Genomic DNA, 12,388 nt, shown 5'->3' on the forward strand with positions numbered 1-12,388 from the left:
GCAGGACATTGAGAATGGCCAATTCCGAACCGATCTGGGATCACGTCGAAGCCCGCCGCGAAGCCTATGAGGCGCTGAGCGACCGTATCTGGGGCATGCCCGAAATCGCCTATACCGAATACCGCTCCTCGGCCGAGCATCTGAAGATGCTGCAGGAGGAGGGCTTCACCGTCACCGAAGGGCCGGCGGGGATCCCGACCGCCGTCATGGGCGAGGCGGGCGAAGGCGGTCCCGTCATCGCCTTTCTCGGCGAATACGACGCGTTGCCGGGCCTTTCCCAGGAAGCCAATGTCGCAGAGTTCCGGCCGCTTCCCGGCAACGGCCAGGGCCATGGCTGCGGCCACAACATGCTCGGCTCGGCCGCGCTTCTCGCCGCGACCGCCTTCAAGAACTACCTGAAGGAAACCGGCCAGCCCGGCACGGTACGCTATTACGGCTGCCCTGCCGAAGAGGGCGGCGCCGCCAAGGCCTTCATGGTGCGCGCCGGCATCTTCGACGACGTCGATGCCGCGATCACCTGGCATCCGGCCTCGCTCACCCGCGTCGACGAGGCGCTGTCGCTCGCCAACACGCGGATCGACTTCACCTTCACCGGCCGGTCGAGCCACGCCGCCGCCGCGCCGCATCTCGGGCGCTCCGCCCTCGATGCCGTGGAGCTGATGAATGTCGGCGTCAACTACATGCGCGAGCACATGCCGTCCTCGGCGCGCATCCATTACGCGATGATCGATGCCGGCGGCATCGCGCCGAACGTCGTCCAGGGCCGGGCGAAGGTGCGCTATGCGGTCCGCGCCCTCGACATTCACGGCATGAAGGCTTTGAACGAGCGGGTGATCAAGGTCGCCAAGGGCGCGGCGATGATGACCGAGACCGAGGTCGAGGTGAAGATCCTCTCGGCGGTCTCCAACCTCCTCGGCAACACGCCGATGGAGGAGGCGATGCACGCCAACATGGAACGGCTCGGCCCGGTGGCCTTCGACGAGGCCGACCGCGAATTCGCCGCGAAGATCCAGGCGACCTTGTCGGAAGAGGACATCGTCAGCGACTACAATCGCTGCGGCGTCGAGCCGAAAGAGAACCAGCCGCTCTGCGACTTCATCGTGCCGCTCGACCAGATCGGCGAGCCGATGATCGGCTCCACCGATGTCGGCGACGTGTCATGGAAAGTGCCAACGGTGCAGGCGCGGGTCGCGACCCACGCCATCGGCACCCCCGGCCATTCCTGGCAGATCACCGCCCAGGGCAAGGCGGGCGCTGCCTATAAGGGCCTGACCTGGGCGGCCAAGGTGATGGCCGGCACCGCCGTCGACCTGCTTCGGGACCCGGAACTCCTCGAACGGGCCCAGGCCGACCACCGGGCGCGGCTGGCGAAGAAGCCGTATATCTGCCCCATCCCGCCGGAGGTCGAGCCGCCGCTGCAGCCCCGGCCCGAGGGGCTGTGAGGCGAGAGCGCGTCAGGACGTGTGATCGGCCTTTGCGCCGTTTGTAGCGCCTGATCGGCCACCCACGGAGCCACGACGCCAGACAGACCCCCGGCAAGCCCGACGCGAATGGCGGCGGGTCAAGAGCATGATCGCGAAAAGCGGGAACCGGTTTTCGGAAAAGATCATGCCCCGACAGAAGGAGAGAGCGGGAGGGTGAGTGAAGCTCATCATATCCCGCTCTAGCTCCGCCTGCAGATGGCTGCGGGCGGCGGATGTGTTGCGCTGCTTGTGGGCCAGATGCGCGCGCCACAGCTTAGCGCGATCGCCTCGCGCTAAGTCTGCTTCGGGTGGCGTTCGAGGGCGCGCATCTGCTCTTCGACATGCGGGCCCGGCGGCGCTGCGGGTCGAGAATGCAGGCGTCACCAACGCCCTCGGCCGCCATGGCGCAGGTTTCCGGCGAGGTCGATCAGGTCTTCTCGAACATGTCCCGGGACGAAGCCCTGGCCACCGCCAAGAGCGAGGCCCGCCGGAGCGCCGTTGCCGCGGGTGCCGCGAGCGAGAGCCTGAAGGCCCTCGAAAAGGAGCGCGATGGAGAGGCAAGACTGCATCAAAAACGGCCTGCAATCTATTGCGCAAGCTCAAAATCTTGAAGGGCTGTTTTATGCGCGATCGTCCGAGTAGCCGCTCATAAACGGTCACTTATGCCCGTGGCAGTTTGAAATTGTCTGTATCTCGCGTTTTTGACATTATAACCATTCTGCCATTTTTTCTGTTTGCGATTCTGAGATAGGTTCAAAATGAGCAAATCAGTCGATCTTCGAGTTGGGGCCAATGGGCGGATGGTTCTTCCGAAGGCGATACGCCAAGCTATGGGATTGTCCGGAGACACGAAAGTGATCGCGACCGTCGAAGGTGACGAACTTCGTCTGACGCCGATTCAGCACGGAGCATTGCGCGCGCAGGAGCTTTATAAGCGTTATGCCAAGTCGGAGCGGACGGTCGACGATTTCCTCGCTGAACGGCGATCCGAAGCTGCTACCGAGGAAGCGGCCAGCGGGACGAAGAACAGCTAATGGCAGTCGTCGTTCTCGATGCATCGGCCATCCTCGCTTTTATCCGGAATGAGAAAGGTGCCGATCAGGTTCTGCCTCACATCGGCAATGGGGTGGTCTCTGCAGTGAACCTGCAGGAGGTGGTCAAGGAACTGGCGCTGGTCGGGATGACCGGCGATGAAATCCACGAGATTCTCGACGATCTTCGCCTCGATGTTCGCGGTCACGACGAGGCTGCGGCTTACGCCTCCGGCATGCTTGCCCCGCGAACAACGCAGTACGGGCGAGGTCTTGGCGATCGCAGTTGCATGGCGCTCGGTCTCAGTTTGGGCGCGACGGTTCTGACCGCAGACCGGGAATGGAAGAAGGTGAAGATCAACGGGCTCAAGCTCGAACATATCCGCTGAGAAGCTTTCGCCGCAGATCGAAAATACGGTTCTTCACGCGACCTATGTCGCCTGTCGACCCTTCCAGGACGATCAGACTAGATTCGGACTTTCGTGAAAGCAGCCTATCGACGAGCTTCCGTTGCCATTTTGACAGCCAAGGCGGCCAACACGGTTCCCATGACCCAACGCTGGACGACCGCGAAGGACGGACGACGTATGAGGAACACAGCGATCGACCCGGCTGAGATAGCGATCATCGCGTTGACGGACATGCTGATGACGATCTGCGTCGCGCCGAGGACGAGCGACTGCGCCAGAACGCTTCCGCTTGCCGGATCAATGAACTGCGGCAGGAGCGACAGGTACATGACCGCGATTTTGGGGTTCAAGAGGTTGGTTAGGAAGCCTATCAGGAACAGTTTACGTGGGCTGTCCTCGGGCAGATTTTTGACCTGGAACGGCGAGCGTCCGCCAGGGCGGACCGCCTGCCAGGCGAGCCACAGGAGGTAGAGAGCGCCCGCAAAGCGGATCGCGTCATAGGCGTAGGGCACAGCAAGCAGGAGAGCGGTGATGCCGAAAGCCGCGCAGACCATGTAGAAGACGAAGCCGAGCACGACGCCGCCGAGTGAGATCAGCCCCGCCACCTGTCCCTGGCAGATCGAGCGCGAAATCAGATAGACCATGTTGGGTCCGGGCGTCAGGACCATGCCGAGCGAGATCAGCGCGAAACCGAGCAGGGAATGGAGTTCGGGCATTTGCATCCTCCAGGGGCCAGAGAATTATGCCCAGACGCGCGGCGCGATCTGCTCGTGCTCCCCGATGGTGTTCCATCTTCAGCGTCAGTCACGCGAGCCGAGATCGGAATATCAAAGGAAACTGCTGTGGGGCAAGGGCGGACTGAACGTCAGCAATCTGCCATCTCCATTCGCAAGCGGACAGTCCGCAAACCACCCTTAGCTGCCGAAGGCGCGCCCGCTTGGGGCTTAGAAGCGATTCATTCGCTTTGGAGCGTCGCAGTCAGAAAAGTACCATTTATCCCCCCTGAAGCTTGCGAAACTGTCTTCAGCGAAGATTCGAAATGAGCCGGGTGCGCTTAGCGGTCCCCGCGTTTGGATCGCCGTCGATCCGGTGGTGGGCTCCTCCCACCGACAATCCAACGCCATCAGGATCGTGACCGGCTCGCCGGGTTCTCACGGTTTTGCGCCGCAGGGAAAGAGCCGGCCTCGACGCTTCCCCGATGACGCGCCGTTTGCGGTCATGCAACGAGCATATCGCCCTTCCGTATCCCCGCGGCGTCGCTCCTCGCGCAAAGCATCCATCACGGCCCCGAACAAGCAAGGCGATCGGCCTCGCTCCGACAGGGGGGATAAAGACCGCATGGGGCGACGTCTGACGCTTTGCTAAAATGCCAGAGGGTGGGAATCCTTGACGACCTTCATGACGAAGAACGTCCGGGTCTGCCGCACCCCCGGCAGGGCGATCAGCGTATTGCCGTGCAGCCTGTTGAAGTCGGCCATGTCGCGGACCCTTATCTTCAGGAGATAGTCGAAGTCGCCGGCCACGAGATGGCAGTCGAGGACGACGGACAGTTCCCCGATCGCGGCCTCGAATGCCGCGAAGCTTTCAGGCGTCGATCGGTCGAGAACGACGCCGACCATCACCACAGCGCCGAGTCCGACGCGTTCGGGATCGACCTCGGCGCGCACGGAGGCGATCCAGCCCTCTTCGAACAATCGCTGGGTCCGGCGGTGGCAGGTTGCCGGGCTGACATTCACCCGCGCCGCCAGATCGGCGTTCGAAAGGCGCCCGTCGGCCTGCAGGGCCCGCAGGATGTTCAGATCGATGCGGTCGATGGCGTCCATGAAAGATTCTTTCTTAACGGGACGGCGAGTGCGAGGATGTTGATGAATTACAGCCGGATCAGGCGCTGATTATGACAATATCACGCGCAAATACGAAAGCACCTTTCGGGCCGGTAATGCTAGCCTCCGGGGATCGTTCTCCCGCAATCCGAAAGACGCTGCCATGCTGGAAAAATTCGAGCGCTATCCCCTGACATTCGGGCCGAGCCCGATCGAGCATCTGCCGCGCCTCAGCCAGGCGATCGGCGGCAAGATCGACGTCTATGCCAAGCGCGACGACTGCAATTCCGGCCTTGCCTTTGGCGGCAACAAGCTGCGCAAGCTCGAATACATCGTGCCCGACATTCTCGCCTCGGGGGCCGACACGCTGGTTTCCATCGGTGGCGTCCAGTCCAACCACACGCGCATGGTCGCGGCGACGGCGGCCAAGCTCGGGCTGAAATGTGTGGTCGTCCAGGAAAAATGGGTCCCCCATTACGACGCCGTCTACGACCGGGTCGGCAATATCCTGCTGACGCGCCTGATGGGCGCGGACTCCCGCCTCGTCGAAGACGAGTTCGACATCGGCATCCGGCAAAGCTGGGAAAACGCGCTGCAATCGGTTCGCGATGCCGGCGGCAAGCCCTATGGCATTCCAGCCGGCGCCTCCGTCCACAAATATGGCGGTCTCGGCTATGTCGGCTTTGCCGAGGAAGTGCGCGCCCAGGAAGCCGAGCTCGGCTTCAAGTTCGACTATGTGGTCGTCTGCGTCGTCACCGGCTCGACCTTCGGCGGCATGGTCGTGGGCTTTGCCGCAGATGGTCGCGCCGACAAGGTGATCGGCATCGACGCGTCGGGAACGCCCCATCAGACCCGTGCGCAGGTGCGCCAGATCGTCGACAACACCGCCGAGCTGGTCGAACTCGGCCGCAAGGTCGAGGACGCCGAGATCGTCATCAATCCCGATTACGCCTATCCCGCCTATGGCGTGCCCAGCGAAGAGACCAACGACGCAATCCGCCTTGCCGCCCGCACCGAGGCGATGATGACCGATCCGGTCTATGAGGGAAAATCCATGCAGGGCATGATCGACCTGGCGAGGAAGGGCTTCTTTCCCGAGGGCTCGAAGGTCCTCTATGCCCATCTCGGCGGCGCCCCGGCGCTCAACGGCTACAGCTATTACTACAAGGACGGTTGAGCCCTCGCCGGCAAGCCGGAAAACCCCGGCTCGCCCGCTGCATCCGGCAGCGGCGGGGCCCGTTCGAGCGCGGCGAACGCCTTCACCGCGCCGCCGCCTGCCTTGCCAAGCGAATGCCGCTGGGGAATGCCTTCAAGGAAGGCAGATTTAATGTTGGCACACCAATGAGGCAGTTGACATCGCAGCGCTTCGACGCAACCATATCAGTCTCTTACGGACGGTTTGCGCCGTTATGCGCGTTCGCGTGATGGCGGCGCCTTGCCAGGGAGGCACGACCGCTTGACGACGGCACCGCCGACACAATCCCATCTGGAAAGGCTGGTCGGCTTCGCTTCGGTCTCCGAGGCCAGCAATCTCGATCTCATCGCCTATGTCGAGGAGACGCTTTCGGGGTCCGGCATCGCTGCGACCCGGGTTGCCTCCGCCGACGGCCGGAAGGCCAGCCTGTTCGCCACGATCGGGCCGAAGGTGCCGGGCGGCGTCGTCCTGTCCGGACATACGGATGTGGTTCCGGCGGCCGGGCAGAGCTGGACATACGATCCCTTTTGTCTGACGCACCGGGGCGAGCGGCTCTACGGCCGCGGCACGACCGACATGAAGAGCTTTCTCGCCATCGCGCTCGGCCTCGTTCCCGACATGCTGGCGGCGGATCTGAAACGGCCGATCCATCTCGCTCTGTCATATGACGAAGAGATCGGCTGTCTCGGCGCGCCGGCGCTGATCGCGGCCATGGGCGAGGCGATCCCCGAACCTTCCGCCGTCATCGTCGGCGAGCCGACCAAGATGGCGGTCTGCAACGCCCATAAGGGGGTTCTGGCGCTGACGACGCGGGTCACCGGCCTGCCGGTCCATTCCAGCGTCGTTCACAAGGGCGTTTCGGCCACCGCCTATGCGGCGCGGCTCGCCGTCTGGCTGGACGAGCGGATGGCCACGCTTGCCGCCGGCCAGGGCGCGAGCGACCCGCGCTTCGACCCGCCCTACACGACGCTGCATTCCGGCATCCTCAAGGGCGGAACCGCCCTCAACATCACGGCAGGCGAGGCCATGCTGCGCTCGGACATCCGCGCCCTGCCGGGGGACGATCCCCGTACTCATCTCGCGGCCTTCCGCGCCGAGGCCGAACGTCTTTCGCAGCTGATGCGGGCCGTCGATCCGACCTGCGGCATCGAGATCACCGTCGATGCCGACGTGCCGCCCTGCCGCGGCGAGGAGAACGGCGCCGCCGAGGCGCTGGCGCACCGGCTGACCGAGGCCACAGACACCGAGACCGCCGAAGTCGTCGCCTTCGGCACCGAAGCAGGGCAGTTTCAGGCGGCCGGTCTTTCCACCATCGTCTGCGGCCCCGGCGACATGGCGCAGGGGCACACGCCCGACGAATTCATCGAAATCTCGCAATTGCGCGCGGGCGAGGCGTTCCAGCGCCGCCTGATCGCCGAACTCTCGCGCTAGAACAGGGACCTTGCATGCCGATCGTAAACCGGATCGCCGATTTCACCGACGAGATCGCCGCCTGGCGGCGCGACATTCACGAGCATCCCGAGCTGCAATATGAGGTGCATCGCACCGCCGCCCTCGTCGCCGAAAAGCTGGCGGAGTTTGGCTGCGACGAGGTGGTGACGGGCGTCGGGCGGACCGGCGTCGTCGCCGTGGTGAACGGGCGCGAGACGGGCTCCGGCCGCGTCGTCGGCCTGCGCGCCGACATGGACGCCCTGCCGATCCACGAGACCACGGGCCTGCCCCACGCCTCGAAGACGGACGGCGCCATGCATGCCTGCGGCCATGACGGCCATACGGCGATGCTGCTCGGCGCGGCGAAATATCTGACCGAGACCCGCAATTTCGACGGCAAGGTCGCCCTCATCTTCCAGCCCGCGGAAGAGGGCGGCGCCGGCGGCAAGGCGATGGTCGATGACGGCATGATGGAGCGTTTCGGCATCCAGGAGGTCTATGGCCTCCACAACCAGCCCGGCATGGCACTCGGCACCTTCGAGATCCGCCATGGCGCGATGATGGCCTCGGCCGACGAGTTCGAGATCACCGTGGAGGGTTTCGGCGGCCATGCCGCGAAGCCGCACAAGGCGGTGGACGCCACCCTCGTCGCCGCGCAGATCATGGTGATGCTGCAGACGGTCGTCGCGCGCAATGTCGATCCGGTGGAATCGGCGGTCCTGTCCGTCACCACCATGCATGCCGGCAAGGCGTTCAACGTCATCCCCCAGACCGCCACCCTCGGCGGCACCGTGCGCACTTTGAAGCCCGCGATCCGCGATCTCATGGAAAAGCGCGTCACCGAGGTCGCCGAAATGACGGCTGCAGCCCTCGGCGCGAAGGCGAAGGTCAATTATCAGCGCCATTATCCCGTGGTGGTCAATCACCCGGCCGAGACCGATTTCGCTGCCGAGATCGCCGGCGAAATCGTCTCGCCGGCCAATGTGAAGCGCGATACGCCGCCGGTGATGGGCGGCGAGGACTTCGCCTTCATGCTGGAGGCCCGCCCTGGCGCCTTCATCTTCGCCGGACAGGGCGACACGGCCCCCGTCCATCATCCCGACTACGACTTCAACGACGCGCTCATTCCCATCGGCTGCTCCTACTGGGCGAGACTCGTCGAGACCGCCATGCCGATCGCGCGCTGACGCGCCGCCCCCTGCTTCCGAACAGGGATCGCACACGGGATTCCCGAACCGATGTCCGAAGGAAAATGCCCCTGACGAAGGCCCCGCAAACGGGCCCGACTGGACGACCTGACACCGACCCCTTGAAGCAACGGAGATTGCCGATGAAGACCCTGTTCCTCCTGGCCGGAACCGCAGCTCTCGCTCTTGCCGCCTCAGGCGCGGCGCGGGCCGAGCCGTTCCATTACGCCTTCCAGGGCGACGTCCAGTCCCTCGACCCGATGGGCCTCAACGAGACCTTCACCATCGGCTATCTCGGCAATATCTACGAGGGCCTCACCCATTACGACAAGGACATGAAGATCGAGCCGGGCCTTGCGACCGACTGGAAGCAGACCGGGCCGGACACCTGGCGCTTCAACCTGCGCAAGAACGTCAAGTTTCACGGCGGCCAGGACTTCACGGCCGAGGACGTGGTGTTTTCCTGGAAGCGCTCGCTGACGGAAGGCTCGGACTTCAAGGGCTACGGCCAGAAGATCAAGGACATCAAGGTCATCGACGACCACACGATCGACATCACCACGCCCGAACCGAACCCGATCTTCCCGCGCGAGGTCGTCTATCTCTACATCATGGACAAGGGTTGGGCCGAGGAGCACAACGCCACCAAGGCGACGAGCCCCAAGGCCGGCGACGACAACTCCACCTACGCCGCCCAGCACGCCAACGGCACGGGCCCGTTCGAGCTCGTCTCGCGCCAGCCGGACGTGAAATCGACGCTGAAACGCTTCGACGGCTATTGGGACAAGGACATTCCGACCAACGTCACCGACGTCACCTTCACGCCGATCAGCCAGGACGCCACGCGCACCGCGGCGCTGATCTCGGGTGAACTCGACATGGCCTGGCCGATCCCGCTTCAGGACTGGAACCGGCTCGAAAACGCCAAGGGCGTGAAGATCCTGCACGCGCCGGACGCGCGCACCATCTTCCTCGGCATGGATCAGTTCCGCGACGAGCTCCTGTATTCCAGCGTCAAGGGCAAGAACCCGCTCAAGGACAAGAAGGTGCGCGAGGCGATGGCCCACGCGATCGATCTCAAAGTCATCGACCAGAAGATCATGCGCGGCGCCGCCGAGCCGGCGGGCGAACTCATCGGCCCGCAGATCAACGGTTTCGTCAAATCGCTCAACACGCCCTACGAATACGATCCGGAAAAGTCCAAGAAGCTGCTTGAGGAAGCCGGCTATCCGGACGGTTTCGAGCTCGGCATGGACTGCCCGAACAACCGCTATGTCAACGACGCGCTGATCTGTCAGGCAGTCGCCGGGCTGCTCGCCCGCGTCGGCATCAGGATCGATCTCAACGCCCAGCCGAAATCGAAGTATTTCGCCAAGGTCTCGCCCCAGAGCGGCAACGACACCTCCTTCTACCTGCTAGGCTGGACGCCCTCGACCTTCGACGCGCACAATGCGCTGTTCAATCTGGTCGCCACCTTCGACACGGAAAAGAACCAGGGCCAGTTCAATTACGGCCACTATTCCAATCCGAAGATCGACGAACTGACCGACAAGATCGTCTCGGAGACCGACCAGGCCAAGCGCCAGGAGATGATCACCGAGGCGATGACGCTTCTGAAGGACGATGTCGGCTATCTGCCGATCCACCAGCAGCCTTTGTCCTGGGGCGTGCGTGACGGGGTGAGCGTCGCCCAGCGCGCCGACGACGTCATCGATCTGCGCGACGTGGTGATCGAAAAGGCCAAGTGAGCGTCCGGTCGGCTCGCCGCAAGGTGAGCCGGCCCCGCCTTTTTCCCGGCCCCGCCGCTTTTCCCGGGACGATCACCCGGCCGCATTCCGGGTGCCCGGCCGGGTGCGAGGCTTTCGGCCGATCCTGCCCCATGGCCCGCAGCTTTTTGCGCGGGCGCCCCGTTGCTTGAGATGACGCCATGATCCTTTTCATCGCGAAGCGCGCCGCGCAGGCCGTCCTGGTGATGCTCGTCGTCGCCCTGATCGCCTTCGCCCTGTTTCGCTATGTCGGCGATCCGATCAACAACATGGTCGGCCAGGACACCACCTTCGAGCAGCGCCAGGAGCTGCGCCAGACGCTCGGGCTGAACGATCCCTTCTTCGTGCAGTTCGCCCGCTTCGTCGGCCATGCGGTGCAGGGCGATTTCGGCCAGTCCTACCAGCTGCGCCAGCCGGTCTCGGAGCTCATCGCCCAGCGCTTTCCCGCCACCTTCGAGCTTTCCATGGTCTCGGCGCTGATGGCGCTCGTCATCGGCATTCCCATGGGGGTCTATACCGCGCTGAACCGTAAGAGCATTTCCTCGCGCCTGTTCATGACCCTGTCGCTCGTCGGCATCTCGCTGCCGACCTTCCTGATCGGCATCCTGCTGATCCTGTTCTTCGGCGTCATCCTGCGCTGGCTGCCGACCTTCGGGCGGGGCGAGGTGGTGCAGATCGGCTGGTGGTCGACCGGGCTCTTGACCAAGAGCGGGCTGGAATCGCTGATCATGCCGGCGATCACGCTGGCGATCTTCCAGATGACGCTGATCGTGCGGCTGGTGCGGGCCGAAATGCTGGAAGTGCTGCGCACCGATTACGTGAAATTCGCCCGGGCCCGCGGCCTGAAACCGCGCACGGTCAACTTCACCATCGCTTTGAAGAACACCCTCGTGCCGGTGATGACCATCATCGGCCTGCAGGTCGGCTCGATCATCGCCTTTGCGATCATCACCGAAAGCGTCTTCCAGTGGCCCGGCATGGGGCTGCTGTTCATCCAGGCGATCCACCAGGTCGATATCCCGATCATGGCGGCCTATCTCATGCTGATCGCCCTGATCTTCGTCATCATCAATCTCATCGTCGACATTCTCTATGTCGTCGTCGATCCCAGACTGAGAGTGAGCGGCAAATGAGCGAGGTCGAAGGCGTCGTCGAGGGCGAAACCATCGGCGTTTGGGGCCGCATGGTCCAGAGCGATCTGTGGTATTCATTCACCCATTCGCCGCTGGCGATGATCTCGGCGCTGTTCGCGCTGGTCTTCATTCTCGCCTGCCTCTTCGCCGGCTTCGTCGCGCCGCATGATCCGTTCAATCTCGCATCGGTCAGCCTGTTCGATTCCCTTTTGCCGCCCGCCTGGCAGGACGGCGGCAACATCTCCTATCTTCTGGGAACGGACGATCAGGGCCGCGACGTCTTCTCGACCATTCTTTATGGCGGGCGCATCTCGCTTCTCGTCGGCTTCCTGTCGGTCGCCTTCGCGGCCGTTCTCGGCATCGCCGTCGGGCTCGTCGCGGGTTATGCCGGCGGCATCACCGATGCCATTTTTATGCGGATCGCCGATATCCAGCTGTCCTTCCCGGCGATCCTGATCGCGCTTTTGATCGACGGCGTGTTTCGCGGGCTCTTGCCGCGCGGCCTGCATGACGAGGTGGCGGTCTATGTGCTGGTCCTGTCGATCGGCCTGTCCTTCTGGGTGCAATATGCCCGCACCGTGCGCTCCTCGGTGATGATCGAGCGGACCAAGGAATATGTTCAGGCCGGCCAGGTCATCGGCCTGCCCCCCGGCACCATCCTGTTCCGCCACATCCTGCCCAACGTCCTCGGCCCGGTGCTGGTGATCGCGACGATCCAGCTGGCGCTCGCCATCATCACCGAGGCGACGCTCTCCTTCCTCGGCGTCGGCGTGCCGCCGACCCAGCCCTCGCTCGGCACGCTGATCCGCATCGGCAACGACTATCTGTTCTCCGGCGAATGGTGGATCACGATCTTTCCGGGCATCGCGCTCGTCCTGCTGGTCCTGTCCATCAACCTGCTCGGCGACTGGCTGCGCGATGCGCTCAACCCGAAACTGCGCTGAGGAAA

The 12,388-nt window shown here is 63.8% G+C and carries 11 protein-coding genes, 1 pseudogene and 1 riboswitch; of the genes and pseudogenes, 10 read left to right on the plus strand and 2 right to left on the minus strand.

Translation table 11 applies throughout. The features are described 5' to 3' along the window. Positions 1–14 precede the first annotated feature (14 nt). From J6595_RS19205 to J6595_RS19215, 4 genes and pseudogenes are all read left to right on the plus strand, one after another. The gene (locus J6595_RS19205) at positions 15–1,442 is read left to right on the plus strand and encodes a M20 family metallopeptidase (RefSeq protein ID WP_209596755.1); all 1,428 of its coding nucleotides are present in this window, start codon (positions 15–17) and stop codon (positions 1,440–1,442) included. A 379-nt stretch (positions 1,443–1,821) separates the two neighbouring features. Further along, positions 1,822–2,008, plus strand: a pseudogene (locus J6595_RS22890) (hydantoinase/oxoprolinase N-terminal domain-containing protein); the annotation flags it as partial. A 213-nt stretch (positions 2,009–2,221) separates the two neighbouring features. Further along, positions 2,222–2,497: an AbrB/MazE/SpoVT family DNA-binding domain-containing protein gene (locus J6595_RS19210; protein ID WP_209596756.1), complete on the plus strand. Its 276-nt coding sequence runs from the start codon at positions 2,222–2,224 to the stop codon at positions 2,495–2,497. Continuing rightward, complete coding sequence (locus tag J6595_RS19215) at positions 2,497–2,883, plus strand: type II toxin-antitoxin system VapC family toxin (RefSeq protein ID WP_209596758.1); 387 nt, start codon at positions 2,497–2,499, stop codon at positions 2,881–2,883. Before J6595_RS19210 ends, J6595_RS19215 begins: the two co-directional genes overlap by 1 nt. A gap of 104 nt (positions 2,884–2,987) precedes the next feature. On the opposite strand, the gene J6595_RS19220 is transcribed toward J6595_RS19215, so the two are convergent. Both J6595_RS19220 and J6595_RS19225 read right to left on the minus strand, forming a co-directional pair. Continuing rightward, positions 2,988–3,620 carry a LysE family translocator gene (locus tag J6595_RS19220; protein ID WP_209596760.1) on the minus strand — a complete coding sequence of 211 codons (633 nt, stop codon included), beginning with the start codon at positions 3,618–3,620 and terminating at the stop codon, positions 2,988–2,990. Positions 3,621–3,641: 21 nt separating this feature from the next. After that, positions 3,642–3,722, minus strand: a riboswitch (ZMP/ZTP riboswitch). Between the two features lie 543 nt (positions 3,723–4,265). Continuing rightward, positions 4,266–4,727: an Lrp/AsnC ligand binding domain-containing protein gene (locus J6595_RS19225; protein ID WP_209596762.1), complete on the minus strand. Its 462-nt coding sequence runs from the start codon at positions 4,725–4,727 to the stop codon at positions 4,266–4,268. Positions 4,728–4,890: 163 nt separating this feature from the next. Here J6595_RS19225 and J6595_RS19230 point away from each other — a divergent pair, with 163 nt between their 5' ends. The 6 genes from J6595_RS19230 (at position 4,891) to J6595_RS19255 (ending at position 12,383) form a co-directional block, all read left to right on the plus strand. Next, positions 4,891–5,904, plus strand: a complete 1,014-nt coding sequence (locus tag J6595_RS19230) for a 1-aminocyclopropane-1-carboxylate deaminase (protein ID WP_209596764.1) — start codon at positions 4,891–4,893, stop codon at positions 5,902–5,904. 279 nt (positions 5,905–6,183) lie between these two features. Next, positions 6,184–7,353, plus strand: coding sequence for an acetylornithine deacetylase (gene argE / locus J6595_RS19235; protein ID WP_209596766.1), 1,170 nt, complete (start codon positions 6,184–6,186; stop codon positions 7,351–7,353). A 14-nt stretch (positions 7,354–7,367) separates the two neighbouring features. Then, on the plus strand, positions 7,368–8,540 hold the full coding sequence (locus J6595_RS19240) for a M20 aminoacylase family protein (RefSeq protein ID WP_209596768.1): 1,173 nt from the start codon (positions 7,368–7,370) through the stop codon (positions 8,538–8,540). Positions 8,541–8,683: 143 nt separating this feature from the next. Beyond that, positions 8,684–10,288 carry an ABC transporter substrate-binding protein gene (locus tag J6595_RS19245; RefSeq protein WP_209596771.1) on the plus strand — a complete coding sequence of 535 codons (1,605 nt, stop codon included), beginning with the start codon at positions 8,684–8,686 and terminating at the stop codon, positions 10,286–10,288. Between the two features lie 179 nt (positions 10,289–10,467). Then, positions 10,468–11,439 (plus strand): ABC transporter permease, encoded by a 972-nt coding sequence (locus J6595_RS19250; RefSeq protein ID WP_209596773.1) that lies wholly within the window; start codon positions 10,468–10,470, stop codon positions 11,437–11,439. Then, the gene (locus J6595_RS19255) at positions 11,436–12,383 is read left to right on the plus strand and encodes an ABC transporter permease (protein ID WP_209596775.1); all 948 of its coding nucleotides are present in this window, start codon (positions 11,436–11,438) and stop codon (positions 12,381–12,383) included. Before J6595_RS19250 ends, J6595_RS19255 begins: the two co-directional genes overlap by 4 nt. The last annotated feature ends 5 nt before the right edge of the window (positions 12,384–12,388 follow it).

The organism is Jiella mangrovi (assembly GCF_017815135.1).
Classification (GTDB): Bacteria; Pseudomonadota; Alphaproteobacteria; order Rhizobiales; family Rhizobiaceae; genus Jiella; species Jiella mangrovi.

Coding starts and splice junctions, on each gene's coding strand:
- J6595_RS19205 (WP_209596755.1), top strand. CDS start 15: ATGGCCAATTCCGAACCGATCTGGGATCACGTCGAAGCCCGCCGCGAA.
- J6595_RS19210 (WP_209596756.1), top strand. CDS start 2,222: ATGAGCAAATCAGTCGATCTTCGAGTTGGGGCCAATGGGCGGATGGTT.
- J6595_RS19215 (WP_209596758.1), top strand. CDS start 2,497: ATGGCAGTCGTCGTTCTCGATGCATCGGCCATCCTCGCTTTTATCCGG.
- J6595_RS19220 (WP_209596760.1), bottom strand. CDS start 3,620: ATGCCCGAACTCCATTCCCTGCTCGGTTTCGCGCTGATCTCGCTCGGC.
- J6595_RS19225 (WP_209596762.1), bottom strand. CDS start 4,727: ATGGACGCCATCGACCGCATCGATCTGAACATCCTGCGGGCCCTGCAG.
- J6595_RS19230 (WP_209596764.1), top strand. CDS start 4,891: ATGCTGGAAAAATTCGAGCGCTATCCCCTGACATTCGGGCCGAGCCCG.
- J6595_RS19240 (WP_209596768.1), top strand. CDS start 7,368: ATGCCGATCGTAAACCGGATCGCCGATTTCACCGACGAGATCGCCGCC.
- J6595_RS19245 (WP_209596771.1), top strand. CDS start 8,684: ATGAAGACCCTGTTCCTCCTGGCCGGAACCGCAGCTCTCGCTCTTGCC.
- J6595_RS19250 (WP_209596773.1), top strand. CDS start 10,468: ATGATCCTTTTCATCGCGAAGCGCGCCGCGCAGGCCGTCCTGGTGATG.
- J6595_RS19255 (WP_209596775.1), top strand. CDS start 11,436: ATGAGCGAGGTCGAAGGCGTCGTCGAGGGCGAAACCATCGGCGTTTGG.